We start from the raw sequence: 16,529 nt of genomic DNA on the forward strand, positions 1-16,529 counted from the left end.
CGATGCTATGCCTGCGCCAGCACCTGGAAATGCACTTCAACCGGACGGTTGTCGTTGATCGGGATGATGTCCTGCGGGCAGGCCGACATAACGACCACGCAATCCATCTCCGCCCGCAGATCGACGTAGTCGCCAGCCTTGGACACCGGCGCCAGCCATTGCACGCCGCCGTCCTGGCCGACCGGGATGTTCATCCACAGGTTCAGGGGCTGCGGCACCTCGCGCGCCCGCAGCCCGATCGCCTTCAGGGCCATGCGCATGTTGTCGGCGCAGTTGTCGTGATAGTGCTCGACGCCCAGGTTGCGGTAGCGGTAGGCGTCGCAGGCCGCCATCAAGGTGTCGTGCACGCCGGGGGAGGTGTCTGCGATCAGCGTCATGATGGGGCGGCGCCGGTTGCTGCCCAGCGGGTCGCCGACCTTGGGAACGATGCGGTCGATCATCGCGCGCGCATGTTCCATCGACATGAATTCGCTCAGGTCGTCCGCCTTGAAGGCCCAGGTGTCGCACACCTGGCTGCCATGGGTGTTGATAATGCGGATGACCTGTCCCTTCGACAGCCGGACGGCGCGCCCATGCCGGGCCGGGACCTCGTAAACCTTGCCCGGCTCCGCCCGCCCGTCGGGCGAGATCGGCTCCAGATGGGTATTGTTCAGGCCGACCGGTTCGCCGTTGTCGGGGACCTGCGTGGTGCTGGATAGCGTTTGCATGGTGATGATTCCTAGCGGGTGGAGGTGAACGAAGCGTTTGCGGGCGGGGCATCGGTCTGCCCCGCGAGATCGGTCAGGCACCACGCCAGCGCGCGGGTGCACGCGGCGAGGTCCTCGATGGCGGTGTGTTCTTCGGGGTGATGGCTGATCCCCGCGATGCTCGGGGCGAACAGCATTGCCGTCGGACAGAAACCGGCCAGCGGCATCGCATCGTGAAAGGCGCCCGATAGCATGTCCTGGTGGGTCAGCCGGAGCGCGCGGCACGCTTGCCGCGCCAGCGCCGTCAGGCCCCCGTCGAACGTGACGGTGGGCTTGTTCTGCAAGGTATCCATCGTGGCGCCCGGGGGCAGCAAAGCCTGCAGCCGCGCCTGCAGCGCGTCCAGCACCCGCGCGTCCGGGTGCCGCGTATCGACGGTAAAGACCACCTGGTCGGCGATCGTGTTGATGGAGTCCGGCCTGCACTGCCAGCGGCCGATGGTCAGGCGCAGCGCTTCGTCGTCCTGGGCGCGGCCGTATTCGAGCAGGGCGTGGGCCAGCGCGATCGCCTTGGCCTGCGCGTCGTCGCGCGCCGATGCCGGCGTGGTGCCGGCGTGGGCGCTGCGGCCGGGCACCGTCACGCGGAACCAGCGCACTCCTTGTATGGCGGTGACGCAGCCCACCTGCAGCCCGCGCGCTTCCAGGATCGGCCCCTGTTCGATATGCGCCTCGATATAGGCGTGCAACGGCCGCGCCAGCGGCGTGTCGAACCACTGCCAGCCCGCTTCGCGCGCGGCGGCGGCGAAGTCCGCACGGGCCTCGGCGCAGGCCTGTCCGAACGGCACGCCTTGCGCATCGCGCGCGTCTTGGAATTCCGCCAGGCGATCGGGGCAGACATAGGACAGCGAGCCCATCAGCCCGGGCGCGAAGCGCGAGCCTTCCTCGTTGGTCCACATCACCGTTTCGATGGCGCGGCGCGTGTGCACGCCCGCCGCATCCAGTGCGGCGAATACTTCCAGGCCCGCGGCCACGCCATAGGCGCCGTCCAGCCATCCTCCCAGCGGCTGGGTATCGACGTGGCTGCCCGTCATGACGGGCGGCGCGCCGGCGTCGCTGCCCTGGCGCCGGACGTACACGTTGGCCGCGGCATCGATACCGACCGCATAGCCGGGGCGGCCGGCGAACTCGGCAGCCAGCCAGCGGCGCGCAAGCCGTTCCTGCTCAGTCAACGCCTGCCGCGCCACGCCGCCACGCGGCTGCCCCGGCTGGACCGCGCCGAATTGGGCCAGCCCCTCCAACCTTGCCTGCAGGCGGGCGTCATCGACGGCGCCGGCCACGCGGTCCCGCGCGTTATCAAGCGCTTGCATCGGCGCCTCCCTCGGGCAACGCCAGGCTGCGCCGTATCCAGGGTTGCAAAAAGGCCTTGATGCGCGGATGCGAGGGCCGGCGGATGATGTCCTGGGCAGAGCCGGTGGCCAGGATGCGCCCCTGTTCCATGAAGACGATGCGGTCGGACACTTCCGCGGCGAAGCTCATTTCGTGCGTGACCATTACCATCGTCATGCCGTCGCGCGACAGCGACTGGATGACCGCCAGCACCTCGTCCACCAGCTCCGGATCCAGGGCGGACGTCGGCTCATCGAGCAGCATCGCTTCCGGCGATACGGCCAGGGCGCGGGCAATGCCCACGCGCTGCTGCTGGCCGCCGCTCAGGCTCGCAGGCAGCACGCCGGCCTTGCCGGCCAGCCCGACGCGGTCCAGCGCCTCCATGGCGATCTGCCGCGCCTGGACGGCCGGTTTCGCGCGCGCCAGCGTCAGCGGCGCCATGACGTTGGCCAGCACAGTCATGTGCGGCCATAGGTTGAAATGCTGGAACACCATCGCCAGCGGCGCGCGCACTTCCGCAACCGCGCGGTCGCTGTCGCGCACCAGGCGGCCGCTGGCGTCGCGCCGATAGCCCAGCAACGCGCCGCGGATATGGACTTCGCCCTCGTCGTAGGCGTCCAGGAAATTCATGCAGCGCAGAAGCGTGGTTTTGCCGGAGCCGGAAGGTCCGATCAAGGTCACCACTTCGCCGCGCGCGATGTCCAGGTCGATGCCGGCCAGCACGCGATGGCTGCCGAAGGTCTTGCCGACGCCGCGCATCGAAATCATCGGCAGCGCGGCGCCGGTATGGATGGTGTCGGTCATGGAAGGATCCGGTTTGCGGGGTGGTCGGTCGGCGGGCTCACGCCAGGCGGCGCGCCAGCAAGCCCGCCAGGCGGCCGATCGCCAGCGCCAGCAGCCAATAGCAGGCGGCGAGCGCCACATAGGGTTCGATGTAGACGAACTGCGCCGAGACGATGCGGGACGCGGTCAGCGTGAGTTCGGGATAGGTGATCACCGAGGCCAGGGCGGATTCCTTTACCAGCAGGATCGTCTGGTGCGCGATCAGCGGAAGCGCCGCCCTCATGGCCTGAGGAAGCTGGATCCGGCGGAAGACCTGCCCGCGATCCAAGCCCATGACCAGCGCCGCCTCCACCTGTCCGCGCGGAATCGCTTCCCAGCAGGCGCGGAAGATTTCGGCGAAGTAGGCGCCGCTGTAGATCGACAAGGTAAGGGCTGCGGCGGCGTAGGGGTCCAGCGAGATCCCGGCGCTGGGCAGGCCGAAGTAGACGATGAACAGGTGGATCAGGAACGGGACGCCGCGCCACATCACCGTGTACGCCCAGTAGCACCAGATGAACGGCCGCAAGCCGGTCTCGCGCAGCACATGCGCGATGAAGCCGGTGAGCAGGCCGCCCGCCAAAGCGGCGGCAACCAGACCTACCGTGTGCAGCAGGCCGGGAGCGAATTCCGGCAGCAGCGATAGCAGCAAATGAAAATCCATCATGACTTCCGGATGGCGTTGCGCCGGACGACGACACGGCTGGCATGGCGGCTGCCGGCCATGCGACGCGCCAGCCAGGTTCCGAGCAGGAATACCGCCGCAGTCAGCGCCAGGTACATCAGTCCCGTGGCGGCATAGACCTCCAGCGGACGGTAGTTCGACGCCACGATCTGCCGCGCCGCGCGCGCCAGGTCCGCCACCGCGATCACCGATACGATGGCGGAGTTCTTGATGACGTCGATGGCTTCCGACACCACCGCGGGCCACACGGCGCGAGCCATTTGCGGCAACTGGATATGGCGGAACACCTGGCGCGGCGTCAGCCCGAACACCGCGCCGGCCTCGAGTTGGCCGCGTGCGACCGCCGCCAGACCGCCGCGCAGGATCTCGCACTGAAACGCCGCCGAGTTCAGCGACATCGCCAGCATGGCGGCGAACAGGGGCGGCAGGTCCACGCCGAGCGCGCTGGGCAGGTAGAACAGCATCAGCAACTGCACCAGCATGGGCGTGCCGCGAAAGAAGCTGACGTAGGCGACCACCGCGAGCCGCAGCGGGCTGCGCCGGCTGCCCGTCAGCGTCAGGCCCAACAGCGCGGCCCCCAGCAGGAAGCCGCCGGCAATGGCTACCGCCGCGACCAGCACGGTCATGACGGCGCCGTTGCCCAGGACGGGCGCGTAGGCGGCCAGGCGCTCGAACAAGGTGGCGTCGTTCATTGCAACGGGCTCACATCTCGGGCGTCGGAACCTTGTCGGTGGGCACGCTCATGGTGAACCCGAACCACTTCATCTGCAGCTTTTGCAGCTCGCCCGTCTGCTGGGCGCGGGCGATGCCGTCGCTGAAGAACTTCACCAGGCTTGCGCTATCGGCTTCCTTGCGGCCCACCCAGCCGAAGTAAGTCTTGGGCCCGATCGGCTGGTCGATCACGGCATAGACGTCGCCCCGGGTCTTCACCAGCGTGGCCAGGTTGGCCAGCGATTGCGCCACGGCGTCCAGGCGGCCGGCGGCAAGGTCGGCATAGGCCTCGTCGAAACTGACGTACTCGCGGATGTTCACCGCCGGCTTGCCGGCAGCCTTCAGCTTGTCCGAATACGCCTGCAGGGCCTTCAATTGCGCCGAGCCGGTCTGCGATCCCACCGTCTTGCCCGCGATGTTCTCGGCGCCGGCCAGCGCGGTGTCGGCTTTGCGCTTGACCAGGGCCGTCGTCGCGTCCGCGATCGGCACCGTGAAGGCGAACTTGGCGGCGCGCTCGCCCGTCATGGTGACGGAGGTCACGATGAAGTCGAACTTGCGCGTGGCCAGGCCCGGCAGGATGCCCTGGAACGGCACGTCGAGCTGTTTGACCTTGACGCCCGGCAGGCCGCTCATGATCAGGTTCATCAAGTCGGGCCCGTAACCGACGATCTTGCCGTCCTGCAGGTACTCGAAGGGTGCGAACTGCGCTTCGGTCCCGATGACGATTTCCTTCTTCTGCCGGATGTTGTCCAACAGATCCGCGTGCGCGGCACCGGCCGCGGCGAAAGCCAGTACGGCCATGATCAAACGACTGCGCAGCATGAATAACCCCTTGATAGCGATGCCCGCCAGCGGGCGGTAGACGTGGAACCGGTGCAAGTGAAGTGCTTTCCATGCAAGTCACTTGCATGGCTATCAAGCAACATGCATGCCAATTCCAGGCGCCAGGGGCTGCGGGATTACGAAGGGCGAGCAAGCGCCATTGGCGGGCGCGACGTGCGTCGCGATGGTGCGTACGCACCGAGATGGCTCATGAACCCAGGCGGCAAGCGCATGCGTGCCGCCTTGCGGGCGCGCATGCCTGCGCCGCGCCTCAGGCCGGGCAACCCAGCCGCGTGGCCAGGGTTTCCAGATCGTCCACCACCCAATCCCAGTCCTGCTCGGCGCGCAGATTGGTTTTTTGATTGGGGCCGTATTCCGTCGCCCGCAATACGAAAGCCGTCCTGAAGCCGCATTGACGCGCCGCGGCCAGGTCGCCGTTGTGGGCGGCCACCATGCAGATTTCCTGCGGCCGCATGCCGAGGACGTCCGCGGTGCGCTGGTAGACCTCGTGCGATGGCTTGTACGCCTGGACGACTTCGGCCCCCAGGATCGCGTCCCACGGCAGGCCGGCGCGCTTGGCGACATCGGTCATCAGGCGAATATTGCCGTTGGAAAGCGGCGCGATGATGAAGCGCTGCTTCAGCCGGCGCAGGCCCGGCACGGAATCGGGCCAGGGGTCCAGGCGGTGCCAGACCAGGTTCAATTCATCGAGTTCCCCGGCGGGAATCGATGCGGGGTCCACGCCGACGTCGGCCAGGGCGCTTTCCAGGTTTTCACGATGCAGCACGTCCAGGCGTACGAAGGGCCGGCGCCCGCCGCGGATCTCGTCGAGCGCCGGCTGATACTTCCTGCGCCAGGCATGGGCAAGGTCGTAAGGGTCCGCGCCGATGTTATGGCGCGCAAGAAAGGGCCGCAGCTGGGCGGCGACGCTGGTGCGCCAATCCACCACCGTGCCAAATACGTCGAACAAAAGCGCCTGGATTGCCGTGCTGTCGGACATGGTCGATACCTGTGGATGAGTGGGAAAAAACGCTGCCGTGCCAGCGTACCGCCCGCTCATCCGCCCGGCAACGACCGGTTCAGCGAACCTCCTGCCAGGCAGCCGACTGCCCCGGATACACCACGCCGTAGCGTTCGATTGCAGCGGGGTCGAACAGGAACCCCAAGCCTGCCTCGCGAGGCAGCAGCAGATCGCCCTTCTCCGCGACCAGTTGACGGTCGATCAGGCGGCGGAAGTTGACGATGTGGTCGTCGGGCATCCACTCCACGTAGGTGGCGTTGGGCGTGCAGGCCACCAAGTGGACATGGACGTCGTGCCATGCGTGCGGCGCCACGGTTATGCCATGACTCGCGGCCGTGGCCGCGATGCGCCGCCATTCCGTGATGCCGCCGCATACCGTCGCGTCGGTTTGCAGCAGCGTTGTAGCGCCGCTCACGATCAGGTCCTTGAAGCGCCAGCGGCCCGCCTCGACTTCGCCGGTGGCCACAGTCAACGGGGTGGCGCGCGCCAGGCGGGCGTGGTTGTCGATATCGTCAGGGGAAAAGGGTTCTTCGATCCAGAAGGGCTGATAGGGTTCGAAGGCGCGCACGTACTCCAATGCCGTGGGCAGGTCCCGCCAGGCGTTGTTGGCGTCCAGCATCAGGCGCACGTCTTCGCCAATGGCTTCGCGAACCGCGGCGATGCGGCGCCGCTCGCCGGCAACGCTTTCCAGACCTACCTTCATTTTCACCGCGCGAAAGCCTTCCTTGACATGCCCCGCCATCTCGGCGGCCAGCTTGTCGGGCGTCTTTCCGGGCAGGTAATAGCCGCCGCTGGCATAGGCCGACACGCGGTCGCGCACGGTGGCGCCCAGATATCGATACAGCGGCAGCCCGGCGCTGCGCGCGTTCAGGTCCCACAGCGCGATGTCGATGGCCGACAGCGCACGCATGACGCCGCCGGCCCGGCCCAGCAGCAACGCCTCCTGGTAAAGCTCCGACCACAGGCCCTCCACCCGCAGCGAATCCTCGCCCACCAGGCGCGGCGCCAGCAGGTCGGCGGCGGCCACCGCGAGCAGGCGGCCCGCGCTATTGACGGCGTAGCAATAGCCCAGACCCTCCTGTCCGTCCGTGGAGCGGATGCGGATCAGGCAGTACTCGCGCGCCGTAACCTGGCGGGTGGAAAAGGTGACCGGCTTGTCCAGCGGGACGCGGGCGATGCAGACGGAAACGGACTCGATGATAGGCATGAGGTGCGGACTCCTGATTGGCCCCGATCGGCGGGCCGGTCAATCGAACTTGATATTGCTCTGGCTGATGACGCGCGCCCATTTGGCTTTTTCGCTGTCGATCAGCTGCTGGAATTGGGCGGGCGGCTGGTCCAGCAGGTTCAGGCCGAGCTCGTTCAGCTTGGCCTTGATTTCGGGGCTCTGGATCACGCCGGAAATCTGCTTGTTCAGGTAATCCACCCGCTGCGGCGGCGTGCCGGCCGGCGCGATGATGCCGAACCACACATTGGCCTCATAGCCGGGCACGCCGGACTGGTCCAGGGTGGGTACGTCGGGCAGTTGCGGCAACCGTTCCTTCGACGTCACGCCCAGGGCCTTGAGTTTGTGCTGCTTGATGAAAGGCAAACTTTGCGTGGGCGTCGCGAAGATCAGGGGAATCTGGCCGGCGATGACGTCGGTCTGCGCCGGCGCGCCGCCCTTGTAGGGGATGTGGTTCATCCTGATGCCGGCCATCTGGTCGAACAGTTCCAGCGCGATATGCTGCGTCGAGCCCTGCCCCGGCGTGCCGAAATCGATACCGCCCTGGCGCGCCTTCGCCATCGAGATCAGGTCGCGCGCATTATTGGGCGCGAATTTCGGATTGGCGACGAGCACGAACGGCGTGTCGGCGATCAGGGACACGGGCGCGAAATCGGCCAGCGTGTAATTCAGATTCGGATAGAGCAGCGTGTTAGTGACGTGCGAGGAAATCACCAGCATCAGCGTGTAGCCGTCCGGGGTGGCCCGCTTCAGTTCACTGGTGGCGATGGTGCTGTTCGCGCCCGGCTTGTTCTCCACGATCATGGGCTGGGGCCAACGCTTGGACAGCTCGGCCGCCACCAGGCGCGCCACCGTGTCGTTCGATCCGCCCGGCGCCATGCCGACGATCAGGCGGACCGGTCTGGCGGGATAGTCGTCGGCCGTGGCGGGCCCCGCGAAAATGCCGAGCGCGGCCGTCAGGCAGGCGCCGGCCAACGCCGTTGCGATGCGTTTCATGGCGGTTGTCTCCTCGCATGATTGGCTGTTCTGCGTGCATCCTAGACCCGCCATCTCAGTCGATGAATGGATAATTTCTATAGACTGAGAAAGAAAATCGCTGAATCGGCGAGAAGCGCGATTCAGCGATCCATTGGCCGCTCGCGATCATTCCGCATCCACTGGCGCCCCCTTGCGCGGACTGACGCAAGCCAGCGCCGCGAGCGCCAGCAACGCCGCCGGGATGCCGTAGATCCAGATCGGCGAGGCCATTGGCAGCACCAGACCGGCCAGCAGCGGTCCCGTCCCGGCCCCGATGTCGCGCCACACCGACCGGGCCGCCAGCGCCTGGACGCGGCCAGGCCCCGGCGTGCGCATGGCCACGATCGGCGGCAAAAGCGGCAGCTGCAGCGCCCGCAGCACCACGATGGCGGCCGCGCAGCTCCATACCCAGCCCGCGCCGAACCCCACCAGCACAACGGCGGTCAGCAGCGACAGCCACACGAGCAGACGTTCGGCTCCCACGCGCTCGGCCATCCTGCCGCCCACCGGACTGAGCACGATCTCGCCCAGATAGCGCAGCGCAAGCACGGAACCCGCCACGATCACCGACCCGGCGGGCATCAGGTCCTTGCCCAGATAGGCCAGCCCGATGATGAACAGCCCGTCCAGCGTGAAGCCTTCCAGGAAAGACCAGGTATCCAGGCTGCCGGGCAGGCGCAGGCGCCGCCGCCCGGCGGGCGCGGGGTGCGGATGGGAGGGAAGCCCGCGCGCCACCGCCACGCCGGCCAATGCCGCCGCACCCAGCAGCAGGAAGATCGGACGCGGTCCGAAGGCGGATGCCGCCCAGGCGCCCACCGGCAGCGCCGCCACCGGTCCCATGGCGATGATGGCGCGCGAGCGGCCGTTGCGCCGCGCCGCGCCATTCGAATCCGCCGTGGCCATGGCCTGGGTCGACAGGTTCAAGGCGGCGAACGCCAGTCCCCACAGCAGACGCAACGGCAGCAAGGCCCAGAAACCCGACAAGGTGGCGTAGCCGACCGCGCTCAGGGTCGCCGCCGCCGCCGCCAGCATGCAGGTGGGCCGGTCCCCGTGCCGGGCGTAGAACCGCGCCACCGAGCCGTAGCCCGCGATGCGGACCAGCCGGTTCGCCGCGAGCAGGACGCCCGCCTCCGCCAGCGACACGCCGAACTGTGCGGCATACATCGGAAGCAGCAGATAGAGCACCGTGTCGCCGGGCAGCGTCAACGCCAGCGTGGCGGCCGCGCGCGCGGAATGCGCGTCGGTGGCAGCGTCCGGCGGCGGGGGATGGGGCGTGCGCGATTGCGGTTGTTCAGGGGCGTCGCGATGCGTCGCTTCGAGGGTGGGCCGATGCGACGCTTCTGGATGCCGGCGCGTCGCTTCGGAGGTATGCAGGGGCGTCATGGCGCTTATCGTCCGCAGGTTTCCATCCGATGACAATCGAAATTCCCGCGCCGCATGGGTGATAAAATCTCACGCATGCCCTCCCGCCTGCCACCTCTGAATGCCGTACGCGCGTTTGTGGCGGCGGCGCGCCGCCTCAGCTTCACGCTGGCCGCGGAAGACCTGCACGTGACCCACGGCGCCATCAGCCGACAGATCAAGACGCTGGAGGAATACCTTGGCGTCGCCCTGTTCGAAAGACGGGTTCGCCAAGTTCGGCTCACGCCAGCCGGCGCGCGCTTTCTTGCCGAAACCGCGCCCGCGCTGGACCAGATCGCCGCCGCTTCGCACGACGTGATGTCGCACGCGCCGGCACGGGCCGTACGGATCAACGTTCGCCCCTCCTTCGCGGTGCGCTGGCTCATCCCCCGGCTGTCCGATTTCGTGCGCCACTATCCGGGCATCGAGCCGCAGGTCATCACGAGCACACGGCCGCCGGACCTGGCCGGCGCGGCCTTCGACGTCGCTATCCGCCGGGGACTGGACGACTGGCCCGCGTCGCTGGAAATGCACCCCTTTCTGCAGGACGAAGCCCTGGTGGTGGGCGCGCCCGCGCTGATGCGCGGCATCGGCGAGCCGCGATCGCTCGGCTCGCTGACGCTGCTGCTGTCCAAGACACGCAGGAACGACTGGGACGACTGGAAAAAGCACGCCGGGATTCTGCAGCTGCAGCCGCGGCACCGGATTTTTTTCGATCACCTGCACTTCGTGCTGCAGGCCGCCGTGGATGGACTGGGCTTCACCATCGCGCCGATGTCCCTGTTGTCCAACGATCTGGCCACCGGCCGGCTGGCATGCGCGCTGCCCCATCTGCGCCTGCCCTTGATGCGCTACTACTACGGCCGCGCGCCGAAAGCCGCGCGCGAAACCCGGTTGTTCACCGAATGGCTGGAAGCGCAGGCGCCCGTTTCAGCCCCCGTACCGCCGCTTCGAAGTTTTCCCGCAGCAAGGCGATGAAGGACTGCGCGGCCAGCGAACTGGTGGCGTCGCGCCGCCAGGCCAGGCAGATATCGCGCTCGTTGATGGGCAGCGACAGCGGCACCGCGCGCAGGCCTGCCAGGCGGAACTGGAACAGCGCCAGCGTGGGCGCCACGGTCGCCCCCAGTCCCGCGGCGATGAAGCCCGCCGCTGTCGACAGGCTGTTGACCTGGTGCGACCGCAGCCACTGGCGCGGGTAGACCGCCGCGTCCAAGTGCTGCCGGATGCTGCTGTTGCCTTCGAAGCTGATGATCGGATAGGGCAATACGTCGCTGACCGCCAGTTGCCGGCGCTTCGCCAGCGGATGGTCCTGGCGGCAGATGAAATAGAAGCTGTCGCGCGCCAGCACGTCGATGTCGATGTCCACGCTGGGCGACACCGCGGCGCAGAGCGCGAAGTCCACCTGGCGGTTGCGCACCATGTCGATACAGACGGTGCTTGCGACATCGTGCACCTGCACGGCGATGCCGGGATACGCCGCGCCGAAACGGGCGATAAGGCCGGGCAGGATGCCGGAAGAGATCGATGGCAGCGCCGCCAGGGCCACCCTGCCTTTGCGCCGTTCGACGTGGTCGCGCACCTCGGCCAGCGCGCGTTCCGTCTCGGGCAGCAGATGGCTGACGATGTTCAGGAACACCTCGCCTTCCGCCGTGAGTTCGACATTGCGCGTATTCCGGGAAAAGAGCCTGACGCCGAGATCGCTTTCCAGGTTGGCGATGAGCGCGCTGAATGCGCTTTGCGTCAGGCAGCAATGCTCGGCGGCGCGCGTGAAGCTGCGCTGTTCGGACAAGGCCATGAAGGCCTTCATGTGGCGCAGGGAGAAATTCATGCGCCGCGCTTACTTGCCCCGCAGCAGATCGATCAGCCGGCGGTCGCGCTTGGTGGGCCGGCCCGCCGCAATGCCGTGGGCGGGCTCCGGCGCCAACCGCCGCATTTCCGCGGCACGCTCGCGGGCCGCGACGCTTTCCGGCGTCTCCTCGTAGAGCTGCCGCGCCACCGGTGCGGGACCGCGCACACTGCTGACGCCGCGCACCCGCACCTGGATGGGCGGTTCTTCCTTGCGGATGGTCACCAGGTCGCCCTCGCCCACTTCCCGGGCCGGCTTGGCCGGATGGTCATTGACCAGCACCCTTCCCTTGCCGATTTCTTCCACCGCGAGGCCGCGCGTTTTGTAGAAGCGCGCAGCCCACAGCCATTTGTCGAGTCGTATCTTGTCCGTCATGGCGCTCTCCGGCGATTTGCCGCATGGATGGAAATGATAACGGGCCGCGCCGCATCGCCGGGCGCTTGGCAAGCCGTGCAAACCCGCAATGAACAATGCGGCGGCTCCGTTTAAATTCCCCGCAACCCGCCCAATCGCAACAACGGACTCCATCCATGAAAATTCTCGCCGCCCTGATCCTGACGACCGCCCAGACCCTGGCCTTTGCCCAGGACGCCCGGACGGCGCCGGATTCCACGCTCGGCCGCGTCGAACAAAGCGGCGTGCTGCGCGTCTGCACGCCCGGCGACTACAAGCCTTTCAGCTTCCAGCGCGCGCCGGGCGAGTTCGAAGGGATCGATATCGACCTGATGCAGACCCTGGCCGCCGCGCTGAAAGCCAAGCCGCAATTCGTCAAGACCACTTGGGCCAATCTGCTGCCGGACTTCGTGGCCGGCAAGTGCGACATCGCCGCGGGCGGGATTTCGGTTTCCCTGGAGCGCCAGAAGCAGGCGTATTTCAGCAAGCCTTACATGGTCAACGGCAAAACGCCGCTGACGCGATGCGAGAACGCCGCCAGGTTCCAGACCATCGAAGCCATCGACCGGCCGGAAGTGCGCGTCATCGCCAATCCGGGCGGCAGCAACGAGCGCTTCGCCAAGACGAAACTGAGCCACGCCAGGCTGACCATGCATCCGGACAACCTGACCATCTTCGATGAGCTCATCAAGGGGCAGGCAGACGTTTTCGTGACCGAGGCCGCCGAAGCCATCGTGCAGAGCAAGGCGCACCCCGAACTGTGCGCGGTCAATCCCGACAAGCCGCTGCAGTACGCCGAAATGGCCTATCTGCTGCCGCGCGGCGATGAAGTCTTCAAGCGCTTCGTCGACCAGTGGCTGCACTTGAGCGAGGCCAGCGGCGAATACGCGCAGATCCGCGCGAAGTGGCTGGGACAGTAAGGCCGGCCAGGCAAAGGAAGGGCCTTGGAGCAGATCACCGAACACAAGCTGTGGACCTTCACCGGCGCGGGGCCGGCGGCCACCGTGGTCCAGGGCCAGAACTTCCGCAAGGCCGACGCGCATCCCGTCGCCTCGTACTTCGACCTGGCGACCAAGGTCGCGGAGTTGCAGTTCCGCAACCGCGACCACGTGCTGCTGTTCCGCGGCCAGGCCAGCGACCATCGCAACCAGCGCGGGTATACGTCGCTGAAGCCCAGTCTGCTGCGCGGCGCGGCGGGCAGAAACCCCGGTGTGGCGGAACTTCGCCAGCGCTTCGCCACGCTCGAGGCAGCCGAAGAAATTCTGGCGCAGGAGTATGCCGACGCGGGGCTGCTGGGGCGCGACCGCGTGCAGCGCCAGCGCATCGTGCGGTGGTCCATCCTGCAGCATTACGAGGTATGCGCCACGCCGCTGCTGGACGTCACCCATTCGCTGCGCATCGCGGCGTCCTTCGCCAGCCATGGCGCGAAGCAGGATGCCTATGTCTTCGTACTGGGCGTGCCCAACCTGAGCGGCGGCATTACCGCCAGCGCCGAAGCGGGCCTGCAGGCGGTGCGGCTGTCCAGCGTCTGCCCGCCGTCGGCCGTGCGGCCGCATCTGCAGGAAGGCTATCTGCTGGGCGAATATCCGGAGATGTCGGGCATCGGGCAAAAGGCACTGTACCTGCACCATGAAACCGACTTCGGGCGCCGGCTGATCGCCAAGTTCCGCTTCGACCCGACGCATTTCTGGGAAGGCCACAGCTTTCCCATCGTGGGCAAACAGGCGCTCTATCCCAGCGCCGATCCGATGCTGGAGCTGGCGCAGCGGGTCAAGGACCGCCTGGACGCGGCGCAAGCGCCGCCGGCGCGAGCGTCACGCCGGATCCCCTGAGGCCGCCACGCGGAATCCGCAATTGCCCGACGTGCTGTCCGGCGTATTGGAATTGCGCGCGGCCACGCGATAGCGGTTGCAGTACGACGCATGACACAGGAAAGAGCCGCCGCGCATGGCGCGCCGTCCGGTCGGGCGCAGATGAACCGGATCGTCGCTTGCCGTTTCGGCGTGATAGCCCGGCGTGAACCAGTCCTCGCACCATTCCCACACGTTGCCGGCCATGTTGTACAGGCCGTAGCCATTCGGGTCGAATGCCGTCGCCGGCGCCGTTCCGGGAAGCCATCCCGGTGCGGGCCGGGCGGGAAACTCGCCGCGCCAGATATTGCAGCGCGGCCGCCCGTCCGGTTCCAATTCGTCGCCCCAGGGGTATCGGGCGCCGGTCAGCCCGCCGCGCGCCGCGTATTCCCACTGCGCCTCGGTCGGCAGCCGCGTCCCCGACCACGCGCAATAGGCCTGGGCGTCGAACCAAGAGATATGCACGACGGGGTGATCGAGCCGGTCGTAGATATGCGAGCCCGGCCCTTCCGGCCGTTGCCAGCATGCGCCTTCGACCGCCAGCCACCAAGGCAGGCCGGCGGGCACGCGGCGGACGGCGCGGCGCAGGTCTTGCGCCGCCTGCAGGTAGAACACGAAGGACGCGCCCGCCCGTTCGGCATCGGTGACGTAGCGCGTGGCGCGCACGAAGTCGCCGAACTGGCGATTGGTCACTGCCGTGGCCGAGATCGAAAAGGCGCTTACGCGGACCCGCCGCGGCGGCCCCTCGCCATCGCCGGCGAAGCCGTCGCGATCGTCGCCCCCCATCAGGAATTCCGCGCCCGGCAAGGCGACCAGGCCGCGATGGGTATGGCCGTTTTCGCCTTCATGCCGCAGACATCGGGCCGTGCGCATGGCCCGTGTATCGCCATTCGACGGCCCGGCGTGCGGCCTTGCCCCTGCGCCGCCATGCGGCGCCGCGGGCGTGCAGCACGATTTGCCGGACGAATGTTCCATGGAAACTCCAGGGCGGCGCCCGGCCTCAGTGTTGCGCGTCTCTTTCCCAGAACGCAGGCGAGGTCTGCTGCTTCATCAATTCCAGAATCTTCTCGCGCGGGATCACGCCGCAGCGGCGCGCCCATTCGTCGTAGCGCGCTGCCATGTCGCGCACCCGTTCCGGATGGTCGCCCGCCAGGTCGTGCAATTCGGTGCGGTCCGCATCCATGTCGTACAGCTCCCACGGCCCGGGATACTTGCGCACCAGCTTCCATTTGCCGATGCGCACCGCCGCGTTGCCCTCGTGTTCCCAGAACATGGGAGGCCGGACGCCTGCGCCCTGGCCGTCGTCCGCGTCGCCCTCGAACGCCGGCCGCAGGCTCGTGCCCTCCAGCGGCGCGATGGGGTTGCCTTCCCATACGCTGGGATAAGCCGCGCCCGTGATGTCGAGGATCGTCGCCATGATGTCGGGCAGATAGCCCGGCGTGTGGCGGATGCCGCCCTTGTCGGCGATGCCTTGCGGCCAGTGCAGGATCAGCGGCGTTGAAATGCCGCCTTCGTGAATCCAGTGCTTGTACAGGCGGAACGGCGTGTTCGACAGGTTGGCCCACGCCGTGCCGTAGCTTTGGTAGGTGTCCTCCGGCCCCGGCATGATCGACGGATCGTTGCCGAAACGCACCGGCTTGCCGTCGCGCGTATGCGACTTGGCGATCATCAGCTTGTTGACCAGCTCGTCGACGGTGACGTCTTCCGGAATGTCTTCCGCGCACGCCCCGTTGTCCGCCAGGAAAATCACCAGGGTGTTGTCGAGCTGCCCGGTCTCCTCCAGGGCGGCCAGGATGCGCCCGATGCCTTGGTCCATGCGGTCGATCTGCGCCGCATACACCTCCATGCAGCGCAGCAGCCAGGCTTTCTCCTGCGCTTCGTCCCAGGGCGGCTGGGTCGGATCGCGGTCGCTCAGCTTCCAGATATCCCGGAGGATGCCGCTTTGCACCAGGCGCCGCAGCCGCTGCGCGCGCAAGTCGTCCCAGCCGGCGTCGAATCGGCCCTTGTACTTGGCGATGTCCTCGTCGTGCGCATGCAGCGGCCAGTGCGGCGCGGTGTAGGCGACATATTCGAAAAACGGCCGGTCGGGGTACTCGCGGCAATGCTCGCGGATATGGCTGGCCGCCTGGTCGCTGATGGCGTCGGTGTAGAAGAATTCGCTGTCCCGGGCCTCGTGCTCGATATTGTCGTTGCCGCGCGTAAGGGTGTTGGGATCGTAGAAGCTTCCGGCGCCGATGATGGTGCCGTAGAACGCATCGAAACCCCGCTGCATCGGCCAGGTATCGGTGGGCTTGACCAGGCTGCTCGCCACGTGCCACTTGCCGCTCATGTAGGACCGGTAGCCGCTGGCCTTGAGCGCCTGCGGAATGGTCACGCACTGCTTGTTCAGATTGCCGGCATAGCCTTCCGGGCCGAAATCGTAGGTCAGGATGCCGACGCCGGTCTGGTGCGGATGCAGGCCGGTCAGCAGGGACGCGCGCGAGGGACTGCAGCGGGCGGTGTTGTAGAACTGGGAAAAGCGCAGCCCGCCGGCCGCCAGGCGGTTCAGGTTGGGCGTGTCGATTTCGCCGCCGTAGCAGCCGATGTCCGAATAACCCATGTCGTCATTCAGGATCAGCACGATATTGGGTTTACGCTGCGTGTCGCTGTTCATCCCTGCCTCGCAATGTG

17 protein-coding genes are annotated in these 16,529 nt (G+C 67.3%); 3 read left to right on the forward strand and 14 right to left on the reverse strand.

Features of this window, described 5'->3' with window-relative positions:
• Window positions 1-5: 5 nt before the first annotated feature.
• The 10 genes from CAL13_RS17360 to CAL13_RS17405 all read right to left on the reverse strand — a co-directional run bounded on the left by CAL13_RS17360 (window position 6) and on the right by CAL13_RS17405 (window position 9,752).
• The gene (locus CAL13_RS17360; RefSeq protein WP_086058493.1) at window positions 6-707 is read right to left on the reverse strand and encodes a DUF1989 domain-containing protein; all 702 of its coding nucleotides are present in this window, start codon (window positions 705-707) and stop codon (window positions 6-8) included.
• Between the two features lie 11 nt (window positions 708-718).
• Entirely contained in the window at window positions 719-2,050 is a 1,332-nt protein-coding gene (locus CAL13_RS17365) for a M20 family metallo-hydrolase (protein ID WP_086073060.1), read from the reverse strand.
• The gene (locus CAL13_RS17370; protein WP_086073061.1) at window positions 2,037-2,873 is read right to left on the reverse strand and encodes an amino acid ABC transporter ATP-binding protein; all 837 of its coding nucleotides are present in this window, start codon (window positions 2,871-2,873) and stop codon (window positions 2,037-2,039) included. The genes CAL13_RS17365 and CAL13_RS17370 overlap by 14 nt, the downstream gene beginning before the upstream one ends.
• A 37-nt stretch (window positions 2,874-2,910) precedes the next feature.
• Entirely contained in the window at window positions 2,911-3,555 is a 645-nt protein-coding gene (locus tag CAL13_RS17375; protein ID WP_232467686.1) for an amino acid ABC transporter permease, read from the reverse strand.
• Window positions 3,552-4,265: an amino acid ABC transporter permease gene (locus CAL13_RS17380; RefSeq protein WP_086058497.1), complete on the reverse strand. Its 714-nt coding sequence runs from the start codon at window positions 4,263-4,265 to the stop codon at window positions 3,552-3,554. Before CAL13_RS17380 ends, CAL13_RS17375 begins: the two co-directional genes overlap by 4 nt.
• A gap of 10 nt (window positions 4,266-4,275) precedes the next feature.
• Window positions 4,276-5,106, reverse strand: a complete 831-nt coding sequence (locus tag CAL13_RS17385) for a transporter substrate-binding domain-containing protein (RefSeq protein ID WP_086073707.1) — start codon at window positions 5,104-5,106, stop codon at window positions 4,276-4,278.
• A gap of 271 nt (window positions 5,107-5,377) precedes the next feature.
• Window positions 5,378-6,106 (reverse strand): haloacid dehalogenase type II, encoded by a 729-nt coding sequence (locus tag CAL13_RS17390; RefSeq protein WP_086073063.1) that lies wholly within the window; start codon window positions 6,104-6,106, stop codon window positions 5,378-5,380.
• Window positions 6,107-6,185: 79 nt separating this feature from the next.
• A complete protein-coding gene (locus CAL13_RS17395) occupies window positions 6,186-7,334 on the reverse strand; it encodes a mandelate racemase/muconate lactonizing enzyme family protein (protein WP_086073064.1) in 1,149 nt (382 codons plus the stop codon).
• A 39-nt stretch (window positions 7,335-7,373) separates the two neighbouring features.
• Window positions 7,374-8,348, reverse strand: a complete 975-nt coding sequence (locus CAL13_RS17400; RefSeq protein ID WP_157664892.1) for a Bug family tripartite tricarboxylate transporter substrate binding protein — start codon at window positions 8,346-8,348, stop codon at window positions 7,374-7,376.
• A 147-nt stretch (window positions 8,349-8,495) separates the two neighbouring features.
• Window positions 8,496-9,752, reverse strand: a complete 1,257-nt coding sequence (locus tag CAL13_RS17405; RefSeq protein ID WP_086073066.1) for an MFS transporter — start codon at window positions 9,750-9,752, stop codon at window positions 8,496-8,498.
• 54 nt (window positions 9,753-9,806) lie between these two features.
• Between CAL13_RS17405 and CAL13_RS17410 the strand changes: the two genes are divergently transcribed.
• Complete coding sequence (locus CAL13_RS17410) at window positions 9,807-10,748, forward strand: LysR substrate-binding domain-containing protein (protein ID WP_232467687.1); 942 nt, start codon at window positions 9,807-9,809, stop codon at window positions 10,746-10,748.
• On the opposite strand, the gene CAL13_RS17415 is transcribed toward CAL13_RS17410, so the two are convergent.
• Together CAL13_RS17415 and CAL13_RS17420 are read right to left on the reverse strand one after the other, a co-directional pair.
• The gene (locus CAL13_RS17415; protein WP_086073068.1) at window positions 10,669-11,598 is read right to left on the reverse strand and encodes a LysR family transcriptional regulator; all 930 of its coding nucleotides are present in this window, start codon (window positions 11,596-11,598) and stop codon (window positions 10,669-10,671) included. The genes CAL13_RS17410 and CAL13_RS17415 overlap by 80 nt on opposite strands.
• Before the next feature lie 9 nt (window positions 11,599-11,607).
• Window positions 11,608-11,991, reverse strand: a complete 384-nt coding sequence (locus CAL13_RS17420; RefSeq protein WP_086059558.1) for an RNA-binding S4 domain-containing protein — start codon at window positions 11,989-11,991, stop codon at window positions 11,608-11,610.
• Window positions 11,992-12,146: 155 nt separating this feature from the next.
• Between CAL13_RS17420 and CAL13_RS17425 the strand changes: the two genes are divergently transcribed.
• Both CAL13_RS17425 and CAL13_RS17430 read left to right on the forward strand, forming a co-directional pair.
• Entirely contained in the window at window positions 12,147-12,929 is a 783-nt protein-coding gene (locus CAL13_RS17425; protein ID WP_086058504.1) for a transporter substrate-binding domain-containing protein, read from the forward strand.
• Window positions 12,930-12,953: 24 nt separating this feature from the next.
• Window positions 12,954-13,841, forward strand: a complete 888-nt coding sequence (locus CAL13_RS17430; RefSeq protein WP_086073069.1) for an FRG domain-containing protein — start codon at window positions 12,954-12,956, stop codon at window positions 13,839-13,841.
• On the opposite strand, the gene CAL13_RS17435 is transcribed toward CAL13_RS17430, so the two are convergent.
• Window positions 13,824-14,834, reverse strand: a complete 1,011-nt coding sequence (locus CAL13_RS17435; RefSeq protein WP_086073070.1) for a formylglycine-generating enzyme family protein — start codon at window positions 14,832-14,834, stop codon at window positions 13,824-13,826. The two genes, CAL13_RS17430 and CAL13_RS17435, sit on opposite strands and share 18 nt — an antisense overlap.
• Window positions 14,835-14,859: 25 nt before the next feature.
• Complete coding sequence (locus CAL13_RS17440) at window positions 14,860-16,512, reverse strand: arylsulfatase (protein ID WP_086073071.1); 1,653 nt, start codon at window positions 16,510-16,512, stop codon at window positions 14,860-14,862.
• Window positions 16,513-16,529 lie beyond the last annotated feature (17 nt).

Source organism: Bordetella genomosp. 9 (assembly GCF_002119725.1).
Lineage (GTDB): Bacteria > Pseudomonadota > Gammaproteobacteria > Burkholderiales > Burkholderiaceae_B > Bordetella_C.

Coding starts and splice junctions, on each gene's coding strand:
- CAL13_RS17360 (WP_086058493.1), bottom strand. CDS start 707: ATGCAAACGCTATCCAGCACCACGCAGGTCCCCGACAACGGCGAACCG.
- CAL13_RS17365 (WP_086073060.1), bottom strand. CDS start 2,050: ATGCAAGCGCTTGATAACGCGCGGGACCGCGTGGCCGGCGCCGTCGAT.
- CAL13_RS17370 (WP_086073061.1), bottom strand. CDS start 2,873: ATGACCGACACCATCCATACCGGCGCCGCGCTGCCGATGATTTCGATG.
- CAL13_RS17375 (WP_232467686.1), bottom strand. CDS start 3,555: ATGATGGATTTTCATTTGCTGCTATCGCTGCTGCCGGAATTCGCTCCC.
- CAL13_RS17380 (WP_086058497.1), bottom strand. CDS start 4,265: ATGAACGACGCCACCTTGTTCGAGCGCCTGGCCGCCTACGCGCCCGTC.
- CAL13_RS17385 (WP_086073707.1), bottom strand. CDS start 5,106: ATGCTGCGCAGTCGTTTGATCATGGCCGTACTGGCTTTCGCCGCGGCC.
- CAL13_RS17390 (WP_086073063.1), bottom strand. CDS start 6,106: ATGTCCGACAGCACGGCAATCCAGGCGCTTTTGTTCGACGTATTTGGC.
- CAL13_RS17395 (WP_086073064.1), bottom strand. CDS start 7,334: ATGCCTATCATCGAGTCCGTTTCCGTCTGCATCGCCCGCGTCCCGCTG.
- CAL13_RS17400 (WP_157664892.1), bottom strand. CDS start 8,348: ATGAAACGCATCGCAACGGCGTTGGCCGGCGCCTGCCTGACGGCCGCG.
- CAL13_RS17405 (WP_086073066.1), bottom strand. CDS start 9,752: ATGACGCCCCTGCATACCTCCGAAGCGACGCGCCGGCATCCAGAAGCG.
- CAL13_RS17410 (WP_232467687.1), top strand. CDS start 9,807: ATGGGTGATAAAATCTCACGCATGCCCTCCCGCCTGCCACCTCTGAAT.
- CAL13_RS17415 (WP_086073068.1), bottom strand. CDS start 11,598: ATGAATTTCTCCCTGCGCCACATGAAGGCCTTCATGGCCTTGTCCGAA.
- CAL13_RS17420 (WP_086059558.1), bottom strand. CDS start 11,991: ATGACGGACAAGATACGACTCGACAAATGGCTGTGGGCTGCGCGCTTC.
- CAL13_RS17425 (WP_086058504.1), top strand. CDS start 12,147: ATGAAAATTCTCGCCGCCCTGATCCTGACGACCGCCCAGACCCTGGCC.
- CAL13_RS17435 (WP_086073070.1), bottom strand. CDS start 14,834: ATGGAACATTCGTCCGGCAAATCGTGCTGCACGCCCGCGGCGCCGCAT.
- CAL13_RS17440 (WP_086073071.1), bottom strand. CDS start 16,512: ATGAACAGCGACACGCAGCGTAAACCCAATATCGTGCTGATCCTGAAT.